The organism is Micromonospora sp. NPDC049559, from assembly GCF_040676675.1.
In the GTDB taxonomy this organism is placed as follows: domain Bacteria; phylum Actinomycetota; class Actinomycetes; order Mycobacteriales; family Micromonosporaceae; genus JBFAPK01.
In genome coordinates, this window is sequence record NZ_JBFAPK010000054.1 from 24,305 (window position 1) to 49,416 (window position 25,112).

15 protein-coding genes are annotated in these 25,112 nt (G+C 73.3%); 9 read left to right on the forward strand and 6 right to left on the reverse strand.

Features of this window, described 5'->3' with window-relative positions; all coding sequences use genetic code 11:
• Window positions 1-38 precede the first annotated feature (38 nt).
• From AB0J86_RS36060 to AB0J86_RS36070, 3 genes are all read right to left on the reverse strand, one after another.
• On the reverse strand, window positions 39-4,208 hold the full coding sequence (locus tag AB0J86_RS36060; RefSeq protein ID WP_363862404.1) for an alpha-N-acetylglucosaminidase TIM-barrel domain-containing protein: 4,170 nt from the start codon (window positions 4,206-4,208) through the stop codon (window positions 39-41).
• Window positions 4,209-4,351: 143 nt separating this feature from the next.
• Window positions 4,352-5,719: a crotonyl-CoA carboxylase/reductase gene (gene ccrA / locus AB0J86_RS36065; RefSeq protein WP_363862407.1), complete on the reverse strand. Its 1,368-nt coding sequence runs from the start codon at window positions 5,717-5,719 to the stop codon at window positions 4,352-4,354.
• A 420-nt stretch (window positions 5,720-6,139) separates the two neighbouring features.
• Window positions 6,140-7,267: a TIGR03621 family F420-dependent LLM class oxidoreductase gene (locus tag AB0J86_RS36070; protein ID WP_363862410.1), complete on the reverse strand. Its 1,128-nt coding sequence runs from the start codon at window positions 7,265-7,267 to the stop codon at window positions 6,140-6,142.
• A 151-nt stretch (window positions 7,268-7,418) separates the two neighbouring features.
• On the opposite strand from AB0J86_RS36070, the gene AB0J86_RS36075 reads away from it, so the two are divergent.
• Window positions 7,419-8,297, forward strand: coding sequence for a hypothetical protein (locus AB0J86_RS36075; RefSeq protein WP_363862412.1), 879 nt, complete (start codon window positions 7,419-7,421; stop codon window positions 8,295-8,297).
• Window positions 8,298-8,457: 160 nt separating this feature from the next.
• On the opposite strand, the gene mce is transcribed toward AB0J86_RS36075, so the two are convergent.
• Window positions 8,458-8,931: a methylmalonyl-CoA epimerase gene (gene mce / locus AB0J86_RS36080; RefSeq protein ID WP_363862415.1), complete on the reverse strand. Its 474-nt coding sequence runs from the start codon at window positions 8,929-8,931 to the stop codon at window positions 8,458-8,460.
• Between the two features lie 72 nt (window positions 8,932-9,003).
• Here mce and AB0J86_RS36085 point away from each other — a divergent pair, with 72 nt between their 5' ends.
• Together AB0J86_RS36085 and meaB are read left to right on the forward strand one after the other, a co-directional pair.
• Window positions 9,004-10,221 (forward strand): acetyl-CoA C-acetyltransferase, encoded by a 1,218-nt coding sequence (locus AB0J86_RS36085; protein WP_363862418.1) that lies wholly within the window; start codon window positions 9,004-9,006, stop codon window positions 10,219-10,221.
• A complete protein-coding gene (gene meaB / locus AB0J86_RS36090; protein WP_363862451.1) occupies window positions 10,221-11,252 on the forward strand; it encodes a methylmalonyl Co-A mutase-associated GTPase MeaB in 1,032 nt (343 codons plus the stop codon). Before AB0J86_RS36085 ends, meaB begins: the two co-directional genes overlap by 1 nt.
• Window positions 11,253-11,310: 58 nt before the next feature.
• Here meaB and AB0J86_RS36095 read toward each other — a convergent pair whose 3' ends face one another.
• Entirely contained in the window at window positions 11,311-11,895 is a 585-nt protein-coding gene (locus tag AB0J86_RS36095) for a TetR/AcrR family transcriptional regulator (RefSeq protein ID WP_363862421.1), read from the reverse strand.
• An 88-nt stretch (window positions 11,896-11,983) separates the two neighbouring features.
• On the opposite strand from AB0J86_RS36095, the gene AB0J86_RS36100 reads away from it, so the two are divergent.
• The 5 genes from AB0J86_RS36100 (at window position 11,984) to AB0J86_RS36120 (ending at window position 17,443) form a co-directional block, all read left to right on the forward strand.
• Window positions 11,984-12,454, forward strand: coding sequence for a GNAT family N-acetyltransferase (locus tag AB0J86_RS36100; protein ID WP_363862424.1), 471 nt, complete (start codon window positions 11,984-11,986; stop codon window positions 12,452-12,454).
• A 210-nt stretch (window positions 12,455-12,664) separates the two neighbouring features.
• The gene (locus AB0J86_RS36105) at window positions 12,665-13,102 is read left to right on the forward strand and encodes an Asp23/Gls24 family envelope stress response protein (RefSeq protein ID WP_363862427.1); all 438 of its coding nucleotides are present in this window, start codon (window positions 12,665-12,667) and stop codon (window positions 13,100-13,102) included.
• Between the two features lie 344 nt (window positions 13,103-13,446).
• Window positions 13,447-15,135 (forward strand): methylmalonyl-CoA mutase family protein, encoded by a 1,689-nt coding sequence (locus AB0J86_RS36110; RefSeq protein ID WP_363862430.1) that lies wholly within the window; start codon window positions 13,447-13,449, stop codon window positions 15,133-15,135.
• Window positions 15,136-15,229: 94 nt separating this feature from the next.
• Window positions 15,230-16,150, forward strand: a complete 921-nt coding sequence (locus AB0J86_RS36115; RefSeq protein ID WP_363862433.1) for a tetratricopeptide repeat protein — start codon at window positions 15,230-15,232, stop codon at window positions 16,148-16,150.
• Window positions 16,151-16,210: 60 nt separating this feature from the next.
• Window positions 16,211-17,443, forward strand: coding sequence for an arginase family protein (locus AB0J86_RS36120; protein WP_363862436.1), 1,233 nt, complete (start codon window positions 16,211-16,213; stop codon window positions 17,441-17,443).
• 99 nt (window positions 17,444-17,542) lie between these two features.
• On the opposite strand, the gene AB0J86_RS36125 is transcribed toward AB0J86_RS36120, so the two are convergent.
• Entirely contained in the window at window positions 17,543-19,513 is a 1,971-nt protein-coding gene (locus AB0J86_RS36125; RefSeq protein ID WP_363862439.1) for a penicillin-binding transpeptidase domain-containing protein, read from the reverse strand.
• Between the two features lie 306 nt (window positions 19,514-19,819).
• Between AB0J86_RS36125 and AB0J86_RS36130 the strand changes: the two genes are divergently transcribed.
• Complete coding sequence (locus tag AB0J86_RS36130) at window positions 19,820-24,901, forward strand: NAD-glutamate dehydrogenase (RefSeq protein ID WP_363862442.1); 5,082 nt, start codon at window positions 19,820-19,822, stop codon at window positions 24,899-24,901.
• The last annotated feature ends 211 nt before the right edge of the window (window positions 24,902-25,112 follow it).

A 25,112-nucleotide genomic window follows, 5' to 3' on the forward strand; every position in this document is an offset into this window, starting at 1 on the left:
CCGGAGACGGCGGTTCGGGCGCGCGGGTCGGGCCGGGCTCAGCCGCGCGGGCCGCCGCCGGGCTGCCAGTCGGTCCAGGTGTAGTCGGTCCGCTGGTAGCGCGTCCAGACCTGGTCCGGCCGCAGGGCGTGCGCCTCCAGCCGACCGTCCTGGTTGGTCGCCACGTCGACGTCCGTACCGCCGCCACCGAGCTGCTGCCAGGCGCCCCAGCCGGCGTTCGGCGAGGTCTGCGGGCGCTGCCACGTCCCGGTGGCGGTGACGGCGATCAGTTGGAGCAGCCCGCGCGGGTCCCGGCCGAGGCCGAGCCGGGCCCCGCTCGGCCCGCCCACCGGCGCCGCGACGGTCCAGTCGCCGCTGGTCGAAGCCTGGTACCGGTGGAGCACCCCGGTCGCGGTGGCGAGGAAGAGCTCCAGCCGCCGGTCCGCGGCGGGCGCCACGGCCAGGTCGGCGGCGGCGGGCCCGATCGGCAGCCACCCGCCCCACCCGCCGTTCACCGCCGCCTGGTCCCGCTGGTACGTGCCGTCCGCGCCGGACGCGAAGGCGACCAGGGTGCCGTCCTCGTTGCGGGCCAGCGCCAGGGCGGCGTCGGTCGGACCGGCGGTCTGCTCCCAGTCCGACCAGCTCCCGTCGGGGGTACGCCAGCGGTGCCAGACGCCGGCCGATCCGGCCAGGTACAGCTCCAGCCGGCCGTCGGCCGACGGACCGAGCACGACGTCCCGCCCGCCCGGGCCGAAGCTCACCCAGCCGCCCCACCCGCCGTTGACGGCGGTCTGGCCACGCTGCCAGGTCCCCGCCGGACCGGTGGCGAAGAGCTGCAACCGGCCGTCGGGGTCCCGCCCGATCGCCAGCGACGCGGCGCCCGCCGGGCCGCCGGTCGTCTCCCAGGCGCTCCAGCCGGCGTTGGTCGCGGTCTGCCAGCGGTGCCAGACCCCGTCGGCCGCCGCCACGAAGGTCTCCAGCCGCCCGTCCAGGTCGGGCGCGCTCACCACCCGCCCGGACGACTGGTACCGGTGCAGGTCGTTGCCGGGTCCGGCGGGCCGCAGTATCCGGAAGCCGGTGAACTCGGCGGTGCCGACCGCGCCGGCGGCGTCGACCGGGGTGACGAAGAGCGCGGCGTCGAGGCGGGACGCGGCCCCGGGCGCGGTGGCGGTACCGACCTGGGTCCAGGTCCTGCCGTCGGCGCTGGCGTACCCGGTGAAGGTGGTGCCGGACCTGGTCAGCTTCAACCAGACCGGGGACCCGCTCCAGGCGAGCGTGGTCGTACCGTCCAGCGCGCCGCCGCCGGTGCTGTCCCACTGGAGGGTCACGCCGTGCCCGGGGGTGCGGGCCAGCAGCACCGAGCCGGCCGAACCGTCCCGGGTCAGCGAGTTGCGCACCAGGATGCCGGCCTTGGCCCACGGGCCCGTGTCGTCCTGGCGGGTCACGGTCGTGACGACCGACTCGCCCGAGCCGAGCGCCGCCTGCCGGTAGACCGCGCCGAACTGGTACGTGCGGCCCCACAGGTCGGCGCCGGCCGCGAAGACCGCGTACCGGGCGCCGCTCTGGGTGGCACCGGAGCGGGTGTCGCCCGCGCGCACCTGGTTCGGCGCCTGCGGCGGCTGCCCCACCCGCAACACGCCGACCGCGCCGGCCTGGTGCGGCGTGCCGCCGTCGGAGTACCCGGCGGTGGCGGTCAGCGCCAGCGTGGCCAGCGCGGTACCGGCCGGCAGGGTCGGCGCCGGGGTGATCCGCCAGCCGACGACCACGGACGCACCGGGCGGCACCGTGGCGAAGCTGGTCGGCCCGGTCGCCGTCACCGTGGTACCGGCCGGCGCGGTCAGGCCGATCGTCACGCCGGTACGGGGGCGGCCCGGGTCGCGGTTGGTGAACCGCACGTCGAGCGTGGCCGTCGCGCCCGGCGCGCAGACCGGGGAGTCCGGGTCGAGGATCCGCACCACGCCCTGCCCGGGCTCGGCGGTGAGTTCGGCGACGATCCGGGTCGCCACCTCGTACGGGTCGCCGACCGGTTCGGTCGGGTACGCCTTCGTTGCCCGGGTCCACGCCTCGCTCGCCGCCTGCCAGGTCGCCGCGTCCGAGCTGGGCGGCTGCGCGTTGCCGGCCTCCACCCGGGCCACGAGCTGGGAGAAGTAGCTGGCCCAGCGGGGCCGGTAGTAGTCGGCGAGCAGCCCGTGCCACTCCCGGTTGGCGTACTCGTGCAGCCGCTCGTACGCCTTCGAGGTCCAGATGGTGATGATCGTGCGGGCGTCGTACTCCAGGGCGGCCCGCTCCGCGTCGGTCGCGCCGAGCGCCCGGGCGTCGGCGAGCCAGCGCCCCAGCAGCCAGTACCGGTCGGTGCCGAGCAGTTCGTCGGTGCGGTCGAGGTAGCGCAGGAACCGTCCGGTGAGGGTGCGCAGCAGCGGCCCGTCGAGGGCGGCGTGCGCGGCCCGGATCTCGTCGAGCAGCAGCCGGGCCCGGTTGGCGAGCAGTTGGCGGGTGACGTCGACCAGGTCGTAGCGGTACGTCGGCAGCCCGCGCACGGCCGGGTCGGCCGCCAACAGCTCGACGAACGCCGGCGGGAAGAGGTCCGGGTCGTACCGCCAGCCGCGCGCACCGGTCCGCGACGACTGGGCCACGGTGAGGGCGGGCAGGGCCGCGAAGGGGGTCTCGAACGGTCCCTCGCCGCCGGTGTCGCCGGTGAAGCGGTACGCGTAGGCGGTGGCCAGCAGCGTCTGCCAGGCCGCCGCCGCGTGCGGGTCGTCGCGGCCGTACCGGCGTCGGGCGTAGTCGCGTACCCAGCCGTCCAGCTCGACCGGCTCGTCCCGCCAGGCGGTCTCGCTCCACAGGTCGCCGGTGACCGGGTTGTGGTGGTGCGCCTCGGGCACGAAGGCGGTGCCGGCCAGCCGGCCCCGCTCGGCGGCCGGGAGCCGGCGGACCTCGGGCAGGGTCCCGGCCGGTTCGCGCAGGCTGCCGAACATGCCGAGCCGCCCGCCGAAGTTGCCGATCGAGCCCCAGGCCCAGGGCGCGCCCCAGTACGCCTCGGTCCGCTGCCACGGGGCGGCGTCGTCGGCGTCCAGGTCGAGCACGAGGACCCGGTCGGTGTCGATCGCGTCGAGCAGCTCCCGGCGCGGGTTGCCCGCCCAGCCCTGGAGGATCCAGACCGAGCCCGGTGCGGCGCTGGTCAGCGCCGCCTGCACGGCCTGCCCGGCCGCCCCGAGCGCGACCCCGCCGAGGCTGCCGCCCTCGTGCAGCAGGTCGTTGGAGTAGTGGGTGGTGGTGCCGAAGTGCGCCGCCTGGGACTGGTAGAACGCGGCGGCCACGGACCGGTACAGCGGGTCGGTGGTGGCGAGCCAGTCGGGGCGGGGCTGGCCGCTGTACGTGCCCTGGGGCACCACGGTGGCGCCCGGGTTGGCGGCGGCGAAGATGTCGTTCGGCACGTGCCCGATGAAGGCGGGGAAGACCGGGGTGATGCCCAGCTCGCGCATCCGGTCGACGATCCGCGCCCCGAGGTCGGCGCGGCGCTGCAGCTGCCCGGTGGTGACCGGGCCGTTGCCGGCGGAGATGCTGCCGTACCACTGCCAGGGCTGGTGCGCCGGCTGCGGGATCCAGCCGAGCACCTGTGCCGCGGTCAGCCGGAACCTGGTGAGCGTCTCGTACCAGACGATCTCCTGGCCGACCAGCGCCAGGGCCCGGTTCACCCCGCTGGCGGCGAGGTAGTCGAGTTCGCGTTCCCACTCCGACCAGCCCCAGTACGGCGCCGTGTAGCCGAAGACGCAGAAGTTGTAGGCGTACCGGTCGGTCAGCTCGGTACGGCGGGTGATCGGCGCGCCGGGCGCGGGGAGCGTACCGGGGAGCGCGAGCTGGTCGCCGTTCCAGGAGAGGTGGCCACCGGCCACGTACTTGAGCCACCAGTGGAAGCCGGAGACCAGGGCGACGGTGCTGGTGCCGGCGAGCGTGACCCGTCCGGGCGCGCCGCCGATGGTGAACCGGTCGGCGTCGCCGTCGGGCGTCAGCGTCTGGAGGGCGAACTGGCCGGCGCGGGCGGCGTCCCCGGCCAGCAGCCGGGTGATCGCCGCGCGGGCGGCGTCGAGGTCGGGCGGGGCCGGCGCGGCGGGCGTGGCCGCGGCGGCGCGTACCGGTGTCAGGCCGGCCACGGCGGTGGCCGCGGCCCCGGCGAGGAGCGTACGGCGGGAGAGGGGGCGACGCAGGGGTGACCACGGCAGCTCGGGCACGGCTTCTCCAGGCGTGGGCCGGTCCGGACGCGGCGGCTCCGGTGTGGCGGAAACCTTCGATGGCCGAGACCGTCATGAAGTTTGGTGCCACGAATTATCCGCAGTGATCACCGGGAGGGGAAGGGTGTGGCGACGCGCCCGGGTCAGTGGCCGCGGAAGCGGTTGATCGCGGTGGCGTGCCGGTCGCGCAGCTCCTGGTCGCGTACGCCGAGCCCCTCGGCCGGCGCGAGGCAGCGCACGCCGACCTTGCCCTGGTGCGCGTTGCGGTGCACCTCGTACGCGGCCTGGCCGGTCCGCTCCAGGGGATAGGTCCGGGAGACGGTGGGGTGGATCCGGCCGAGCGCGACCAGCCGGTTGGCCTCCCACGCCTCCCGGTAGTTGGCGAAGTGGCTGCCGATGATCCGTTTGAGGTGCATCCACAGGTACCGGTTGTCGAACTGGTGCAGGTAACCGCTGGTGGAGGCGCAGGTGACGACGGTACCGCCGCGTTTGGCGACGTAGACGCTGGCGCCGAAGGTCTCCCGGCCCGGATGCTCGAAGACGATGTCGGGGTCCTCGCCACCGGTGAGTTCGCGGATCCGCTCGCCGAACCGGCGCCACTCGTCGGGGTCCTGAGTCTGCTCGTCCGACCAGAACCGGAATCCCTCGGCCGTTCGGTCGATCACCAGCTCGGCGCCCATCCGGCGGCACAGCTCGGCCTTCTCGGGCGAGGAGACCACGCAGACCGGTATCGCCCCGCCGTGCAGCGCGAGCTGGGTGGCGTACCCGCCGAGGCCGCCGGAGGCGCCCCAGATCAGCACCACGTCGCCCTGCTTCATCGCCGCGCCGTGGTGCGAGACGAGCTGCCGGTACGCGGTGGAGTTGACCAGCCCCGGGCTGGCCGCCTCCTCCCAGCTCAGGTGGCGCGGCTTGGGCATCAGCTGGTTCGCCTTCACCACGGCGAGCTCGGCCAGCCCGCCGAAGTTCGTCTCGAAGCCCCAGATCCGCTGCTGCGGGTCGAGCATGGTGTCGTCGTGCCCCGCCGCGTCCTCCAGCTCGACCGAGAGGCAGTGCGCCACCACCTCGTCGCCGGGCCGCCACCGGGTCACCCCGGGCCCGACCCGCAGCACGACGCCGGCCGCGTCCGAGCCCACCACGTGGTACGGCAGGTCGTGCCGGCGGGTCAGCTCGGAGAGCCGGGCGTAGCGGCGGAGGAACCGGAAGGTCGGCAGCGGCTCGAAGATGCTGGTCCAGACCGTGTTGTAGTTGATCGCGCTGGCCAGCACCGCGACCAGCGCCTCGCCCGGCGCGAGCTGCGGGGTCGGCACCTCCGCGAGCCGCAGCGACCTGCGCGGGTCCCGGTCGCGCACCGGCGTGCCGTCGAACATTCCGGCGTCCTCGGCGCGGACCACCACGCCCCGGTAGCAGGGCGGCACCGGTACGTCGGCGATCCTCGCGAGCTGGCGGCCCGGGTCCGCGCCGGCCGTGGCGGCCGCCTCCGCGTCCATGATCACTTCCAGGATGTCCTGCACGGTGTGACCTCCCGCTCGTCCGGACCGGCCCGGTGTCCCCGCCGGCCGAAGCCATCGTCGTCGGGGTTCGGCGGGGGCCGCCATGTCGGCGGGCGACACAACCGCCGGTGCCGGTACTGCTGTGGGGGCGGACGTTACTGAGCGGTAGTTAAGGGGCGGAAGCGGTTTGTGAAAAACCGCACCGACATCGACGGATAGCTGCGCGTATCTGCGCGGTGACCGGGCCGAACGCGCCGTCGTGCGCGCCTCGCCCCCTTGCTCCCACCGCCATCACCCCGGTCGATCATGGACAGGTGGCCGAGACACAAGCCGCGAAAGCGGACGAATTCTCGACCACAAGTCCATGATCGGCGCGGACGCGGACGCGGACGCGGACGGGGGCGGGGGGCGTCGGCCGGGGGCGGGCGCGGAGGCGGGGGCTTACCTGCCGGCCAGGCGCGCCACGATCGGCGCCGCCGCGTCGAGGTTGCCGCCGAGGTGCAGATAGCTCACCCCGAACCGTTCCCGGATCTCCAGTAGCCGCTCCACGCACTCGTCCACGCCGCCGTGCAGCACGGCCGGGGAGCGGACCGGCAGCGTCGTGCCGAGGCTTCGGGCGTGGCTGGAGGAGCTGCGGTGCTCCCGGCCACGGTGGACGACCCGGACGTCGAACATCCGCAGCTGGAACTCCAGCGCGTGCGGGTCGCGCCCGACCGCGCGCGCCGCCGTACGGGCCCAGGAGATCTTTCGGGCGGTCCGCTCCTCGGTCAGCTCGGCCAGCGCGGCGCCCGGGTCGACGCCGGGCGCGAGCCGGGGGTTGATCCCGACGATGTCGGCCCGGCTGCCGGCCAGCTCCAGGATCCGCCGGCTCCCGCCCCCGACCAGCAGCGGTGGCCGGGGCCGCTGCACCGGCGCGGGCACCCCGGCGAGCCCGCCTATCCGGTAGTACCGCCCGGTGAAGTCGACCGGTACGCCGTCGAAGAGCGCGGTGATCACCTCGATCGACTCGGCGAGCCGGTCGACGCGTACCCCGGGCGGGTCGAACGGCAGCCCGGCCGCGTCGTGGTCGTCGCGCAGCCACCCGGCGCCCAGCCCGATCTCCACCCGACCGCCCGAGAAGACGTCGAGGTTGGCCAGCGACCGGTGCAGCAGCGCCGGGTGCCGGAAGTCGTTGCAGAAGACCAGCCCGAGCACCCGGAGCCGGGACGTCGCGGCCGCCGCCATCGTCATCGCCACCAGCGGGTCCATCGCCCATCCGCCGGTGAGGTGATCGGAGATGGAGACCGAGCTGAAGCCGAGGTCCTCGATCCGGCGTACCTCGTCGAGCCAGCGCGGTACCGGCCGGTCCAGCGCGGGCATCGCGGCGGTGAACCGGAACGGTGGCGGAGCGCCGATCTCGAACCTCCCTGCCGTGCCGTGAACCCGTCGTGCCCGTGAATTGCCTGGTGCCCGTGGGTTGCTGTTGGTGCCCGTGGGTTGTTTGGTGCCCGTGGGTTGGTCGAGCCGTGAACGCGTCGCGTCCTGGCGGATCGGGCGACGGTACGACCGCGGGCGGCGCCCGGGACGCACTCCGGGTGCGACCCGCGACGCGATGCCGGGCCGGTGCGGCGTGGGGCAGTCGGATCGACGACAACGGGCGCCCTCCGCGCGCCTGTCGGCCCGCGCAACGAACCGCGGAAACTACCGTGACCAGCGGTTGGCCGGAGAAGGGGAGGTCGCGATGACGGTGGTGTACTTCGACTGGCCCGGGCCCGACGAGGAGCGGCGACACCGGCTCTACGCCGGCGACCTCTTCGTCTACTCGCCGACGCCGCGCTCGCTGGAGCTGGTCGCCTTCGCCCGCGAGCTGGCCGAGTCCGCCTTCGCGCCGCACTTCCCGCCCGACGCGCAGCACCACCTGGCCGGCCCCGCGTACGTCGACGTGCTCGCCGGGCTCAAGCCCACCTTCATCAACCACCCGCGCAGCGCCGAGCTGGTCCGGCTGCTCCTCGCCGAACTCGGGGTGGACCCGGTACGGACCTACTTCGACGTGCCCCGGCTGCGCACGATGACCAGCGACTACCTCAACGCGGGGCTGACCCTGCAGTTCGCGCCGCACCGGGACACCTGGTTCTCCGCGCCGATGTGCCAGCTCAACTTCTGGGTGCCGGTCTACGAGGTGCAGGAGGCGAACGCGATGACCTTCTACCCGGCGTACTTCGGGGTGGGGGTGCGCAACAGCTCCCGCGAGTACGACTACGCCGACTGGGTGGCGCACGGGCGTACCGCCGCGGCCGGGCAGATCGAGGTGGAGACCCGCAAGCAACCGGCGCTGGAGCAGGAGGTCGACGGGGGCGAGCTACGGGTGATCACCCCGCCGGGCGGCATCCTCGTCTTCTCCGGCGCCCAGCTGCACGCCACGGTGCCGAACACCACCGGCCGGACCCGGTTCTCGATCGACTTCCGTGCGGTCGACCGGGGGGACGCGGCGAGCCGGGCCGGCGCCGACAACGTCGACTCCGCCTGCGCCGGCACCACCCTCGGCGACTTCCGCCGGGTGGCCGACCTGGCCCCGATCCCCGCCGAGCTGGTCGAGGCGTACCGCACGGCCGGGCGTTAGCCGGGTGGTCGCGGTAGGCGGACCAACGCGCCTGTCCGGTAGGCGGACCAACGCGCCTGTCCGGTAAGGCGGATCAACGCGCCCGTCCGGTAGGCGGACCAACGCGCCCGTCGCGGTGGCCGGAGGCGGCGGAGCCCCGGGGGGAGTTGGCCGGCCCGGCTCAGTGTGCCTCGGCCGGTTCGACCAGCTCCACCAGCACGCCGCCGGCGTCCTTCGGGTGGACGAAGTTGATTCGCGAGCCGGCGGTACCGCGTCGCGGGGTCTCGTAGAGCAGCCGCAGGCCCCGTTCGCGCAGCGCCGCGCAGGCCGCGTCGACGTCGGCCACCGTGTACGCCACCTGCTGCACGCCCGGCCCGTTGCGGTCCAGGAACTTCGCGATCGTCGACTCCGGCGAGAGCGGGGCGAGCAGCTGCACGCAGCCCCCCTCGGTGTCCGGCCCGACCGCGAGCATCGCCTCCCGTACGCCCTGCTCGGCGTTGGTCTCGGTGTGTACGCACCGCATGCCGAACGTCTGCTGGTAGAACTCGATCGCCGCGTCGAGGTCGGCGACGGCGATACCAACATGGTCGATGCGTCGGAGCCCGATACCTGTGACGTAGTCCGCAGCGGGCTCGCGGGGGGACTCTTCTGCCATGGCGATAGTCTGACCGAACGTTAAGGTGCACGGCCAGCCACCCATCCCCTCGGAGGCGACATTATGGCTTCGGTGAGCGCGAGGAACGAGCAAGTCGGACGGGCGACCGGTTCCGTGATCGTCGCCGGCGCCCGTACCCCGATGGGGCGGCTGCTCGGCAACCTCAAGGACCTGCCGGCGGCCAAGCTCGGGGGCATCGCGATCAAGGCGGCGCTGGAGCGGGCGGGCGTCCCCGCCGACCAGGTGCAGTACGTGATCATGGGTCAGGTGCTCCAGGCCGGCGCGGGGCAGATCCCGGCGCGGCAGGCGGCGGTCGAGGCGGGCATCCCGATGTCCGTACCGGCCCTGACCATCAACAAGGTCTGCCTCTCCGGCCTCGACGCGATCGCCCTGGCCGACCAGCTCATCCGGGCCGGCGAGTTCGACATCGTGGTGGCCGGTGGCATGGAGTCGATGACCAACGCCCCACACCTGCTGCTCAACCAGCGCGCCGGCTACAAGTACGGCGACGTGGTGATCAAGGACCACATGGCGCTGGACGGCCTCACCGACGCCTGGGACTGCTGCGCGATGGGCGAGTCGACCGAGCGGCACGGGCAGCGGCACGACATCAGCCGGGCCGAGCAGGACGCCTTCGCCGTGGCCAGCCACCTGCGGGCCGCCGCCGCCCAGAAGAACGGCGTCTTCGCCGAGGAGATCACGCCGGTGGTGATCCCGCAGCGCAAGGGCGACCCGATCGTGATCTCGGAGGACGAGGGGGTACGCCCCGACACCACCGTCGAGTCGCTCGCCCGGCTCCGGCCGGCCTTCACCCCGGACGGCACCATCACCGCCGGCAGTTCCTCGCCGATCTCCGACGGTGCCGCCGCGGTGGTCGTGATGAGCCGGGCCAAGGCCAAGGAGCTGGGACTCACCTGGCTCGCCGAGGTGGGGGCGCACGGCAACGTCGCGGGGCCGGACAACTCGCTGCACTCCCAGCCCTCGAACGCCATCAACCACGCGCTGCGCAAGAGCGGGCTGGGCGTCGCCGACCTCGACCTCATCGAGATCAACGAGGCGTTCGCGCAGGTGGGCATCAAGTCCACCCGCGACCTCGGGGTGAGCCCGGAGATCGTCAACGTCAACGGTGGCGCCATCGCGCTCGGCCACCCGATCGGCATGTCGGGTGCGCGGCTCGTGCTGACGCTCGCGCTGGAGCTGCGCCGCCGCGGCGGCGGTACCGGTGCCGCGGCGCTCTGCGGCGGCGGCGGGCAGGGCGACGCGCTGATCATCCACGTTCCCGGGGCGTGATGACCGAGCGGACCCCGCCGGGGGGAGCGACCCCGGCCGACCAGCCGTCCGGCGCCGGCGTGCGCCGCAGCCGGGACGTACCGCTGCTGGTGCGGCGGGCCCGCGAGGGCGATCCCCGGGCGATGGCCCGGCTGATCACGCTCGTCGAGTCCGGCGACGAGCTGTTGCCGCAGGTCGCGGCGGCGCTCGCGCCGTACACCGGCCGCGCCCAGGTCGTCGGCCTGACCGGTTCGCCCGGGGTGGGCAAGTCGACCACCACGAACGAGCTGGTCCGGGCGCTGCGCGCGCGGGGGCACCGGGTGGGCGTGCTCGCCGTCGACCCGTCCAGCCCGTTCACCGGCGGGGCGATCCTCGGCGATCGGGTTCGGATGCAGGACCACGCCACCGACCCGGGCGTCTACATCCGCTCCATGTCCAGCCGGGGACACCTCGGCGGGCTGGCGGCGGCCACGCCCCAGGCGGTACGGGTGCTGGAGGGCGCCGGCTGCGACGTGGTGCTGGTGGAGACGGTCGGGGTCGGCCAGGCCGAGGTCGAGGTCGCGTCCCTGGCCGACACGACGCTGGTGCTGCTCGCGCCGGGCATGGGCGACGCCATCCAGGCGGTGAAGGCCGGGATCCTGGAGATCGCCGACGTCTTCGTGGTCAACAAGGCGGACCGGGACGGCGCGGACGCCACCGTGCGGGACATCCAGGGCATGATCGCGCTCGGCGAGCGCGGTCCGGGACAGTGGCGACCCCAGGTGGTGCGCGCGGTCGCGGCACGGGGCGAGGGGATCGACGACATCGCCGCGGCGATCGACAAGCACCGGGCCTGGCTGGTCGAGCACGACGAGCTGCGCCGCCGCCGCGAGGTGCGGGCCGCCGCCGAGGTCGAGGCGATCGCGCTGGGCGTGCTGCGCGAGCGGATGGGCTCGCTCCGCGACGGTACGGGGCTCGCGGCGCTCGCCGCGCGGGTCGCCGCCGGGGAGGCGGATCCGTACGGCGCCGCCGGCGAGCTGCTCGACCAGCTCGACCGGACGCGGAGCCGCTGACCTCCCGACCCGGGGTCGCCCCGGGACGCGTTCGCCCGGCCGGTGGCCGCGCCTCCCGTCAGGCCAGGTCGAGCGCGGCCAGGGTGGCGTCCAACGTCGCCAGCTGGACGCCGGGCGGGTAGCTCTCCGGGTCGGCCCAGGCGAGCGCCGCCGCCCCCTCGACCAGGGAGATCAGGCCGTACGTCGCGGTACGCGCCCGCTGTTCCGGCCAGCCCGTGGCGGCGGTGACGAGCCGCTGCACCCGGTCCCGCCAGGCCCGGTTGTTGGCGCGGTGCAGGGCGAGTAGTTCCTCGTCGCCGATCGCCACGGCCAGGAAGCCCACCCAGACGATGCTCTCGGTGCGGGTCTCCTCGTCCAGCGCCAGCCCCTGGGCGAGTACGGCCCGCAGCGCGGCCCGGGGTGACGCCGCCCCCGCCTCCAGGGCCTCGACGCGGGCCCGGGTCCGCTCGTGCAGCAGGCGGCGGGCGTGCGCCAGCAGGGCGCGACGGTTGGGGAACCGGTGCATCACCAGCCCCGTGGTGCAACCCGCCGCCGCCGCGACGGCGCGGATCGTCAGCCCGTCCGGCCCGGAGCGGGCGAGCACGTCCCAGACGGCCCGCGAGAGCAGCGCTTCCTGGGCTGGGCGGTCGGCCCTCCGTGGCATGGCGTCCTTCTCTCTTGAAACCGTAACGACCGTTACCGTAACATGCGTTACCAAACGAGCGGTACGGAGCGGATCGGGGGCGGCGGCGGTGGACCAGGCGCGGTGGAGGATCGAGGAGCGACCCTGGGGCGACCCGGTGGGCGCGGCGCTGCGGGACCGCCAGCGCGCGGAGCTCGACGCCCGGTACGGCAGCGACGACCACGAGCCCGGCCCGCCGCCCTCCGGCGAGGACATCGCCGTCTTCCTCGTCGCGGTCGACACCGCCTCGGGCGAGGCCGTCGGCTGCGGCGCGCTCCGGCGGCTCGACCGCGACTCGGCCGAGGTCAAGCGGATGTTCGTCACGCCGGCCACCCGGGGCAGCGGCGTCGCCACGCGCCTGCTGCGGGCCCTGGAGGAGGCCGCCGTGGCCCGGGGATGGCGCACGCTCCGGCTGGAGACGGGGACCGCCCAGCCGGACGCGCGGCGCTTCTACCAGCGCGAGGGGTACCGCGAGATCCCGCTCTTCGGCAGCTACGTCGGCTCGACCCTCTCCGTCTGCTACGAGCGCGAACTCGGCTGAGCCGGGGCGCCCGGGGTGCCACCGGCGCGGGCGGCGGCGTCACCCGTCCGGCCGGTGTGGACGGTGCGAACCGGACGCGCCTTGCAACGGTACAAATCGGAACCGCGCAGATCGGAGCCGTTGGGTTCACCATCGGCTTGCCGCCGACGAGTAGGCTCCCTGCACGCTGATGTCGCCGCAAGAGACACGAAGACCAGGGGAGAAGCGAGAATGAGCGAGGCTGTGCAGAACGACGCGGCCGGGGGGCCGGAGAACACCGCGGCGCCGGCCGCGCCGGCCAACAACGCCGGGGGCGGCACCGAGGTGTCCGAGGAGGTCATCGAGAAGATCGCCGGTACCGCGGCCCGGCAGGTGCCCGGGGTCGCGGACCTCGGCGGCGACGTCGCCCGGTTCTTCGACAGCGTCCTGGACCGCGTCGGGCTCGACAACGTGGGGGACGCGGGGCGGGGCGTCTCGGCCAAGGTGACCGGGACCAGCGCCGTCATCAACGTGGTGCTGGTGATCGAGGCCGGCCGCGTGGTCAGCGAGGTGACCGAGGCGGTCCGCGCCGCCGTCGAGGAGGCGGTGGAGAAGTACGGCCTGACCGTCACCGAGGTGAACGTCAAGGTCGACGACATCGAACTGAACACCCCGCCGGCCACGGCCTGAGGACCACCCACCGGCGCCGCGCCGTCCACCGTGAGTGACCACGGCGGCGCGGCGCCGAGCTGTGTCGAGAAGCCCCCGCGAGCGCAGCGCCGCACTCCCGGAGCCGAGGAGCGCGCGGCGAAGCCGCCGTGCTCCGCAGGCTCCCCCAGCGAGCGCGCGTAGCGGCGCGGCGGTGTCTGGACCGGAGCGTCGCGGCGAGCAACCACCCACTCACACCGCCGCGGAGGGGAAGGCACCGCCTCTCGGGCGCCGCGAAGCGCGAGCGCGGATACACAGCTTAGCGATCGTTCAGGGTGCCCTCTAGACTCGACTGGCAGTCGAGGACTCGAGGAGGAGCGCCCCGGATGAACGCCGACGAGATCGCCGACGGTCGGGCCCGCTGGCAGGCCCGGTACGACGCCGCGCGCAAGCGGGACGCCGACTTCACCACCCTTTCCGGCCTGCCGCTGGAGCCCGTGTACGGACCGCCGGAGGGCAGCGCCTATCCGGGCTTCGAGCGGATCGGCTGGCCGGGCGAGTACCCGTACACCCGGGGGCTCTACCCGACCGGCTACCGGGGCCGGACCTGGACCATCCGCCAGTTCGCCGGCTTCGGCAACGCGCAGCAGACCAACGAGCGCTACAAGATGATCCTGGGCGCGGGCGGTGGCGGTCTGTCGGTGGCGTTCGACATGCCCACGCTGATGGGGCGGGACTCGGACGACCCGGAGGCGCTCGGCGAGGTCGGTCACTGCGGGGTGGCGATCGACTCGGCCGCCGACATGGAGACCCTCTTCGCCGGCATCGACCTCGCCGCGGTCACCACCTCGATGACGATCTCCGGACCGGCGGTACCGGTCTTCTGCATGTACCTGGTCGCGGCCGAGCGGCAGGGCGCCGACCTGTCGACCCTGGACGGCACGCTGCAGACCGACATCTTCAAGGAGTACATCGCGCAGAAGGAGTGGCTCTTCGAGCCCGAGCCGCACCTGCGCCTGATCGGCGACCTGATGGCGTACTGCGCCACGGAGATCCCCCGGTACAAGCCGCTCTCCGTCTCGGGCTACCACATCCGCGAGGCCGGTTCGACCGCCGCGCAGGAGCTCGCGTACACGCTGGCGGACGGCTTCGGCTACGTCGAGCTGGGGCTCTCCCGGGGCCTGGACGTCAACGTCTTCGCGCCGGGGCTGAGCTTCTTCTTCGACGCGCACGTCGACTTCTTCGAGGAGATCGCGAAGTTCCGCGCGGCCCGCCGGATCTGGGCCCGCTGGCTGCGCGAGGTCTACGGCGCGACCGACGAGCGCGCGCTCTGGCTGCGGTTCCACACCCAGACGGCGGGCGTCTCGCTCACCGCGCAGCAGCCCGTCAACAACGTGGTACGCACCGCCGTGGAGGCGCTCGCCGCGGTGCTCGGCGGCACGAACTCGCTGCACACCAACGCGTTGGACGAGACCCTCGCCCTGCCGACCGACGAGTCCGCCGAGATCGCGCTGCGTACCCAGCAGGTGCTGATGGAGGAGACCGGGGTGACCAACGTCGCCGACCCGCTCGGCGGCTCCTGGTACGTCGAGGCGTTGACGGACAGGATCGAGGCCGAGGCCGAGGAGATCTTCGCCCGGATCCGGCAGCTCGGTGGCGACGGGCCGCACCCGATCGGCCCGATGACCTCCGGCATCCTGCGCGGGATCGAGGACGGCTGGTTCACCGGGCAGATCGCCGAGGCCGCGTTCACCTACCAGCAGGCCCTGGAGCGGGGCGACAAGAAGATCGTCGGAGTCAACTGCCACACCGGTACGGTCGCCAAGGAGCTGGAGATCCTGCGCATCTCGCACGAGGTGGAGCTGGAGCAGCGGCGGCTGCTCGCCGGGCGCAAGGCCGAGCGCGACGGCGCGGCGGTCGAGGCGGCGCTGGCCCGGATGGTCGCCGTCTCGCGTACCGACGAGAACATGATCCCCGCGATGCTCGACGCGGTACGGGCCGAGGCGACGCTCGGCGAGATCTGCGACGCGCTGCGGGCCGAGTGGGGGGTCTACCGCGAGCCGGCCCGCTTCTAGTGGGGTGGGGCGGGCGGGGGCGCTGGCCACGGTCACATTTGTGGCAGCGCCGGCTGGGCGGTGTTGCGCGGTACGCGTGCGAGACTAGACAACCATGAGCGACCCACGGATCAACCCGTCGATCTTCACCCGCGGCGCGGTGGACCTCGGCGCGCTGCGCGCCGCCCAGCCCCCTGCCCGGCCCGCCGCCGCGCCCCCCGCCCCCGGCGGACCGGCCGGTGCCGGACCCGCGGCCGGACCCGGCGGCGTCACGGTGATCGACGTCACCGAGGCGACCTTCCAGTCGGAGGTGCTGGAGCGGTCGCTGACCACCCCCGTGGTCATCGACTTCTGGGCCGAGTGGTGCGAGCCGTGCAAGCAGCTCTCGCCGGTGCTGGAGCGCCTCGCCGTCGAGGGCGGCGGCGCCTGGGTACTCGCCAAGATCGACGTCGACAGCAATCCCCGGATCGCGCAGATGTTCCGGGTGCAGGGCATCCCGATGGTCTACGCGGTGATCGGCGGGCAGCCGGTGGACGCGTTCTCCGGGGTGGTCCCCGAGGCACAGCTGCGACAGTGGATCGACGCCGTGCTCAAGGCCGGTGGCGTCGCGGTCGCGCCGCAGGAGGACCCGCGCCTGGTCGAGGCCGACGACGCGCTGATGAGCGGGGATCTCGACGCGGCCGAGCGGGCGTACAAGAAGATCCTGGCGGACACGCCGGCCGACGCCGCCGCCGAGGCCGGGCTCGCCCACGTCGCGCTGGCCCGCCGGGTCACCGGGGTGGACGCCGCGGCCGCGCTCGCCGCGGCGCAGGCCGACCCCGCCGACGTCGCGGCGCAGCTGCTCGCCGCCGACGTCGAGGTGCTCAGCGGCCTGGCCGAGCAGGCGTACGACCGGCTCCTCGCGGTGGTACGCCGCACCGCCGGGGACGACCGGGAGACGGCCCGGCAGCGGCTGGTGTCGCTGTTCACCATCGCCGGGCCGGACGACCCGGTGGTGGCCCGGGCCCGACGAGCCCTGGCCAGCGCGCTGTTCTGAGACACCGGACCCGAGGAGCCAACCCACCCAGCCGGGCGGCGAGCGAGAGGACGGGAGCCTATGACGCGCCGGATCGCGGTCCTCGACGCGCCGTCGAATCTCGGCCTGCGCCCGCCGACGGCCACCTCGGTACCCGGCTGCGCGAAGGCGCCCGGGGCGTTGCGGGACCACGATCTCGTGGCCCGACTGGGCGCCCGGGACGCGGGCTGTCTCACCCCGCCGCGGTACGACCCCGGCGACTGGCGCCCCGGCGACGGGGTCTGCCACGCCGGGTCGATCGCGGCCTACTCCCGGGCGCTGGCCGGGCGGATCGGGGCCATCATCGACCAGGGCGAGTTCCCGGTCGTGCTCGGCGGCGACTGCTCGATCCTGATCGGTTCGGCGCTGGCGATGCACCGGCTCGGCGAGGCGGTGGGCGGGCGGATCGGGCTGGTCTTCGTCGACGGCCACTCCGACTTCCGCCACCCCGGCAACGCCTCCTACGTGGGCGCCGCGGCCGGGGAGGACCTGGCCCTGGTGACGGGGCGGGGACAGGCCGACCTCGCGGCGATCGAGGGGCGCCGGCCGTACTTCCGCGACATCGACGTGGTGGTCCTCGGCATCCGGGCGCAGGACGAGTACCGGTTGGACCTGCAGGCGGCCGGGATCGTCACCCGTCCGGTGCCGCAGCTGCGCGCCGAGGGGGCGGCCCGTACCGCCCAGTGGGCGCACGACCAGCTCGCCGACTGCGCCGGCTACTGGGTGCACATCGACGTCGACGTGCTCGACCCGGCGGTGATGCCCGCGGTCGACGCGCCCGACCCCGGCGGCATCGCCTTTCCCGAGTTGGAGCTGCTCCTGGCCGGTCTGGTCGACACGCCGCACTGCCTCGGCGTGGAGATCACCGTCTTCGACCCGGACTACGACCCGGACGGGGCGTACGCGGCCGAGATCGTCAGCACGCTGGTGGCCGGGCTCTCGCCGGTCAGCCAGCCCACGCCGCAGCCGACCCGGCTGGTACCGGCCCAGCCGGGGCCCGCCGGACGCCAGCCCGACCCGGCCGAGCAGTCGCGGCGCCCCGGCCCGCCGCTGCGTCCCGCCCCACCGCTGGCAACGGCCGGACCGGAGCTGCCGGAGCTGTTGCGACCGGCCGGGTCGGACCGTCCGGAGCCGACCGGACCGGAGCTGGTCGGACCGCCCCTGCTCACCGGTCCGGGGCGACTACGCCGGGCGGCCGACGTCGACGGGGACGGCGACGCGGGCTCGGGTCCGCCCGAGGCCGGTGGCGGCGGGTCCGCGGCCGACATCGCCTGACCGCCCGCCCGGCCGACCCAGGCCCGGCTGCCGGCGGGCGCCCAGCCCCGGGGTCAGCGGGTGCCCAGCCCCGGGGTCAGCGGGTGCCCAGCCCCGGGGTCAGCGGGTGCCCAGCCCGCGCAGGAAGCGCTCGGCGATCGGTACCGCGCTGGCCGTGCTCGACCCGCCCTGCTCGACGAAGACCGCGAAGGCGACGTCGCCCTGCCACCCGACGAACCACGCGTGGGTGTGGGCCGGGTCGTTGTCGTACTCGGCGGTGCCGGTCTTGCCCTGCACCGGCGGTCCCGGCACGTCCCGCAGCGCGGTGGCCGTACCCTGCGTGACCACCTCGCGCATCATGGTGCGCAGCGGCTCGACCGAGCCCGGCTTGAGCTGCGGCCCGGCCTTCGCCGGCTCGCCGGGGGACGGGTCGAGGATCAGCTTCGGCTGCTGCCACTGACCCCGGGCCACGGCGGCGGTGGCGCCCGCCATGGCCAGCGGGCTCACCACGGTGGTGCCCTGCCCGAAGGCGGCGGCGGCCCGCTCGGCGGCGGAGCCGCCGGTGGAGACCTTGCCGGTGAAGGCCTCGGCGCCCAGGTTCCACTGACCCTCCAGGCCGAGGCTGCGTCCGGCGTTGGCCAGCCCGTCGGCGCCGAGCTTGGGCGCCAGCGAGGCGAACGCGGTGTTGCAGGACTTGGCGAAGTCCGTTCGGAACGGCACGGTGCCGAGCTCGAAGTTGTCCGAGTTCTTGAACGAGCGGCCGTCGGCGGTGAAGGTCTTCGGACAGGCCACCGGGGTGTCCAGGCCGACCGCGCCGGCGTCGAGCAGGCCGAAGGCGCTGACCATCTTGAAGGTGGAGCCGGGCGGCACCTGGGCGGTGAAGGCGAGGTTCTCGGCCGCCGCGCCGGGCCCGTTGGCGGCGGCCAGGACCGCGCCGTCGCTGATCCGGATCGCCACCAGCGCGCTGCGTCGCCGCTCGGGGGCGAGCGCGGCGTCGGCGGCGGTCTGGACCCGTACGTCGAGACTGGTCCGCAGCGGGGTGCCGGGCTTGGGTTCCTGGCGGAACACCACGGTGGAGGTGGGCTCGACGTTGCCCTCCGGCCCCTTGCGGGCGATGACCACGTTGGTCCCGGGGGTACCGCGCAGTTGCTTGTCGTACCGGCCCTGGAGGCCACCGTGGCCGATCAGGTCCTGTGCGGTGTAGAGGTCGGGGTTGGCGTCCAGGTCGTCCTTCTGCGCGGGGTCCACCGAGCCGAGCAGGGCGCGGGCGAACTCCCGGGTGGGCGCCAGGTCCCGGGTCTCCGGGCGGAACTTGGTCCCGGGCAGGTCGTAGATGCGCGGCTTGATCTGCTGGTACGCCTCATCCCGCAGGGTCACCACGTCGACGAACGCCCCCGGGTCCGCCGTCCTGAGCCGGTCGGGGAGATCGCTCAGGTCGATCGGCGGGTTCAGCGCCGGGCGGATCGCCTTGAAGCCGGTGTCCAGCGCCTTGACCAGGCCGGGTACGTCGGTGACCTCGCCGGGCTGCACGCCGACCACGACGACCTTGCGCGCGGCCACGATCGGCTGCCCGGCGCCGTCGAGGATGCCGGCCCGCTGCGCCGGCGACCGCTGCAGGACCAGCTTGTCGCCCGAGGTGAGCTGCGGCTGCACCACGCTCGGTTCCCAGATGATCCGCCAGGCGTCGTCGGGACCGACGCTGAGCCGCATGGTTACGGGGTAGCTCCAGTGGACGTCGCCGGGGAGCGTCCAGTCCACGTTGGCGGTGGCGGTACCGGTGTTCTTGATCACCTTTACCTCGCCGTTACGTCGCAGCTTCGGCGGCGTCCGGCCGAGTTCGCCCGAGAGTTGCTTGATCTGCTCGGCCACCTCGGTGGCGGCGATCTTCTCCCCGGCGGGGTTGACGAAACCCAGCTGATCCAGTTTGCCGGTCGGCCAGCCGGCGAGGAAGGCATCGACGGCGCTCTCCGGACTGTCCCCGTCCGAGCAGCCGGCGAGCGCGCCGGCGGCCAGGGCGAGACACGCCAGGGCGGACGCGTACCGGTGGTGCGGCCGGCGTCCAGCGTGACGGGACGGGTACCGAGTGCGCATGTGTTCACCTTCCGCTGATCGCCCGTACGGGCGCGAAATGCCCCCCGACGGTACTGCCCCGTGTCACCCCGGACGCGGGCAGCCGCAGGCCAGGGCCGCAAACAAGATCCCGTGCGGGTGTGAAGAAGGGATGAGTCGGGGTACTCAGGGCCGGGTCTGTCCCGTATCCGCGGCGGGCCGCAGGTAGGGAGTCGGGGTCGGCCGAAGGTCCGGCCGATGGTCCGCCGAGGAGGAACTTCACCCGTAGGGCATCATGAGCGGAGCGGAGACGGACCCACGATGGGGTGGGTCGAGGGGAGTGCACCGATGGACCGGCGTCCGGCGATCAAACCGGAACCCGACGTCCGGCGGGCTTACGCCGGCGGGGACGACGACTTCGACACGGCGACCGATGACGACATCGGCACCCCCTACCACACAGGAGCCACGGGCGTAACAGGGGCCAGCGTCGACACCCTGTACGACATGGGTCTGCCGCCGGAGGCGCTGGCGGACGACGTCGAGGACGCCGACCTGGACGAGCCGGTGCCGAACGCCGAGCGGCTGGTGGCCCAAGCGGTCGCGCTGGCCGGCGACGACCACGACGCCGCCACGCTGGTGGACCGGTTCTGGCGGTTCGCGCCGGACGAGGAGCTGATCGGGTTCACGGCCGAGGAGATGCTGGCCGCCGCCCGCGAGCACCGTGACCTGGCCAAACAGCGCGTACCGGGCGAACTGAAGCTGCGTATCCACGAGCCGGAGCCCGAGCAGCAGCATACCGTCATTGAGATAGTAACCGACGATATGCCCTTTTTGGTGGATTCGGTCACCGCGCTGCTGACCCAGCACCACCTCGACGTGCACCTGCTGGTGCACCCGCTGGTCGTGGTCCGCCGCGAGCCGCTGGGCCGCCTCGCCGAGGTGGCCGCGGACGTGGAGCCGGACGACGCGATCGACGGCGACGTGATCGAATCCTGGATGCGGATAGAGATCGATCCGATCCGCGACGCGGACGCGCGCGACAAGCTCCGCACCGAGCTGCAACGGGTCCTCACCGACGTGCGGGAGGCGGTCGAGGACTGGCCGAAGATGCGCCAGCGGGCGCTCTCGCTCGCCGACGAACTCGCCGCCACGCGTACCTCCGACACCCGGCCGCCGGTGCCCGAGAAGGACATCACCGACTCGGTGGAACTGCTCCGCTGGCTGGCCCATGATCATTTTACGTTCCTCGGCTACCGCGAGTACCGGCTGGTCGACACCGGCGACACCAGCGGCGTCGACGGGAGCGACAAGGCGCTGGAGGCCGTCCTCGGCACCGGCCTGGGCATCCTGCGCCGCGACTCCACCCAGGCCCGGGTCCTCTCCTCGATGACGCCCGAGGCGTACCACAAGGTGATGGAGAAGCGGCTGCTCTTCATCACCAAGGCGAACTCGCGCGCCACCGTGCACCGGTCGGCCTACCTGGACTACATCGGCTTCAAGATCTTCAACGAGGCCGGCGAGGTGGTGGGCGAACGCCGCTTCCTCGGCCTCTTCTCCACCTCGGCCTACCGCACCAGCGTGCGCGAGCTGCCGGTGGTCCGGCGCAAGGTCGCCGAGGTGCTGGAGCGTTCGGGGCTCAGCCCGCGCAGCCACTCCGGCAAGGAGCTGCTCCAGATCCTGGAGACCTACCCGCGCGACGAGTTGTTCCAGATCAAAACGGACGACCTCTACCATGCGGTCATCGGCGTGCTGCGCATGGCCGGCCGCCGCCAGCTGCGCCTCTTCCTGCGCCGCGACGGCTACGGGCGGTTCATCTCCTGCCTGGTCTACCTGCCCCGGGACCGCTTCACCACGCAGAACCGGCTGCGGATGCAGGAGATCCTGCTGCGCGAGCTGAACGGCGTGGGGGTCGACTACACCACCCGGGTGACGGAGTCCATGCTGGCCCGGGTGCACTTCATCGTGCGTACGGATCCGGGCAACCCGCCCGGCGAGATCGACGCCGACGTGCTGGCCGAGGAGCTGGCCGACGCGACCCGGCTCTGGGACGACGACTACCGGCTGGTGCTGGAGCGCAAGCTCGGCGACGAGCAGGCCAAGCACCTGTTCCACCGGTACGCCGACGCGTTCCCGGAGGGCTACAAGGACGGCCACACCCCGTACGAGGCGATGAAGGACCTCGCCAAGCTGGAGCTGCTCGAAGAGCCGGGCCAGCTCGAGATGCACATGTTCCGTAAGCACTACCCGCCCCGTACCGGCGCGAACGGGCACACCCACGCGCGGCCGGACGACGGGTTGGATGTGCGGTTCAAGGTCTACCGGTACGGCGAGCCGATGGTCCTCTCGGCCGTCCTGCCGGTGCTGCACTCCCTCGGCGTGCGCGTGGTGGACGAGCACCCGTACGAGGTGGACCGGATCGACGGGCGGATCTACCTGTACGACTTCGGGTTGCAGCTGCCCGACGGGGCGCGGGAGCTGTCCGAGGTCCGGCCGCACGTGGAGAACGCCTTCTCGGCGACGTGGCGCGGCGAGGCCGAGGTGGACGGTTTCAACGAGCTGGTGCTGCGGGGCGGGCTGACCTGGCGGCAGGTGGTGGTGCTCCGCGCGTACGCGAAGTACCTGCGCCAGGCGGGCACGATCTTCTCCCAGGAGTACATGGAGTCCACCTTCATCGCGTACCCGAACATCGCCTCGCTGCTGGTCGAACTCTTCGAGGTGCGGTTCTCGCCGACCTTGCAGATCAGCACCGAGGAGCGCCAGCTGCGCAGCAAGGAGCTGGTCACCAGCATCGGGCAGCAGCTGGACGACGTGGCCAGCCTGGACCAGGACCGCATCCTGCGCTCGTACCTGACGCTGATCCAGGCCACCCTGCGGACCAGCTTCTACCAGCGCCGTACCGACGGACGGCCCAAGCCGTACGTGGCGTTCAAGCTGGACCCCCAGGCGGTGCCGGACCTGCCGGCGCCCCGACCGAAGTACGAGATATTCGTGTATTCGCCCCGATTCGAGGGCGTGCACCTGCGCTTCGGCCCGGTGGCCCGCGGCGGCCTGCGCTGGTCGGACCGGCGGGAGGACTTCCGTACCGAGGTGCTCGGCCTGGTCAAGGCGCAGATGGTGAAGAACGCCGTGATCGTGCCGGTGGGAGCCAAGGGCGGCTTCGTGCTCAAGCAGAAGCCGGGCGACCGCGACGAGGCCGTGAGCTGCTACAAGGAGTTCATCTCGGCGCTGCTCGACGTCACCGACAACCTGGTCGGCGGGCAGGTGGTGCCCCCGCGCGAGGTGGTCCGGCACGACGCCGACGACCCGTACCTGGTGGTCGCGGCCGACAAGGGCACGGCGAGCTTCTCCGACATCGCAAACGAGATCTCGAACTCGCACGGCTTCTGGCTCGGCGACGCGTTCGCCTCGGGCGGCTCCGCCGGCTACGACCACAAGAAGATGGGCATCACGGCGCGCGGCGCCTGGGAGTCGGTCAAGCGGCACTTCCGCGACCTCGGGATGGACATCCAGAGCGAGGACTTCACCGTGACCGGCGTCGGCGACATGTCCGGCGACGTCTTCGGAAACGGGATGTTGCTCTCCGAACACATCAAACTGGTCGCCGCCTTCGACCACCGGCACATCTTCCTCGATCCGGACCCGGACCCGGCCCGCTCGTTCGCCGAGCGCCGCCGGCTGTTCGACATGGAGCGTTCGTCGTGGGCGGACTACGACGAGTCGCTGATCTCCGCGGGCGGCGGGGTCTACCCGCGTACGGCGAAGTCGATCCCGATCTCGCCCGAGGTACGGCGGGTGCTCGGCCTCGACGAGGGCGTGGAGACGCTGTCCCCACAGGAGCTGATGCGGGCGATCCTGACCGCGCCCGTGGACCTGTTCTGGAACGGCGGCATCGGCACGTACGTGAAGGCTTCCAGCGAGTCCAACGCCGAGGTGGGGGACAAGTCCAACGACGCGATCCGTATCGACGGCCGGGCGCTGCGGGCCCGGGTGGTGGGCGAGGGCGGCAACCTCGGCTTCACCCAGGTGGGCCGGATCGAGTACGCCCTCCAGGGCGGCCGGATCTACACCGACTTCATCGACAACGCGGCCGGCGTGGACACCTCCGACCACGAGGTGAACATCAAGATCCTGCTCGGCGGCGCGGTCTCCGACGGCGAACTCACCCCGCAGCAGCGCGACGAGCTGCTGGCCGAGATGACCGACGAGGTGGCCGAGCTGGTCCTGCGGGACAACTACGACCAGGCGCGGGCGATCGGCAACGCGCAGGCGCAGGCCGCGTCGCTGCTGCCGGTGCACCGACGGATGATCTGCGACCTGGAGCGCTCCGGGCAGCTCAACCGCGAGCTGGAGGCGCTGCCGCCGGACGAGGAGTTGGCGGTACGGACCGAGTCCGGGCTCACCGCGCCCGAGTTCGCGGTGCTGCTCGCGTACGTCAAGATCTCGCTGGAGCGGGAGATCCTGGCCGACGGGATCGCCGACGAGGAGTGGACCTCCGAGGTGCTGGCCGGCTACTTCCCGACCCCGCTGCGCGAGCGGTACGCCGAGCGGATGGCCGGTCACCGGCTGCGCCGGGACATCGTGACCACGGTCCTGGTCAACGAGGCGATCAACCGGGGCGGCATCTCGTTCATCTACCGGGTGGTGGAGGAGACCGCGGCGAGCCCGGCCGACGTGATCCGGGCGTACGTGGTGGTCCGCGACGTCTTCGGACTGGGCGATATCTGGGGCGCGATCGAGGCGCTCGACAACAAGGTGCCGACCGAGGTGCAGACCTCCGTCTACCTGGACACCCGGCGACTGCTCGACCGGGCGGTACGCTGGCTGGTCACCAACCGGCGTTCCCCGATCGACGTACCCGGGGAGATCGCGCGGCTGCGCGACGGCGTCTCCCGGCTCCTGCCCGAGTTGGAGCGGCTCTTCTACGGCGCCGAACGGCAGGCGCTGGAGGCGCACGTCGACATGCTGGAGGGCCGCGGCCTGCCACGGGAACTGGCGCGGCAGGCGACCCGGCTGATGTACAGCTTCGGCCTGCTGGACGTGGTGGAGACGGCGACCCGCACCGGGCGCGACGTGCAGGAGGTCGCCTCGGTCTACTTCGTCCTCTCCGACCGGTTCCGGGTCGACTCGCTGCTGTCGAAGATCTCGCTGCTGCCGCGGGAGGACCGCTGGCAGACCCTGGCCCGGATGGCGCTGCGCTACGACCTGTACGCCGCGCTCGCCGCGCTGACCGCCGAGGTGCTCGGCTCGACCGCCGACTCGCGCCCGCCGGACGAGCGGGTGCAGGAGTGGGAGCAGTCGAACGCGACGTCGGTGACGCGGGCGCGCAAGGCGATGGGCGAGTTCGACGAGTCGCGGGCCGATCTCGCGGCGCTCTCCGTGCTGCTGCGGCAGATCCGCACGCTGGTGCGTACCTCGTCGGCGAGCTGATCGCCCGCCGGGCCTCGACCCGGCGCGGGTCGTGGCCTGACCATGCCGTTCCGGGCCTGGCCGTTCCGGGCCTGGCCGTTCCGGGCCTGGCCGTGCGGGGCCTGGCCGTGCGGGGTTGGGGTGGGGCCCGCCGTGCCCCGCGAAGCCCGTCAGGCTTGAGAAGCAGCTGGTCACCGACGAGCCGCTCTACCGGGAGCTGCGCGACCGGTTC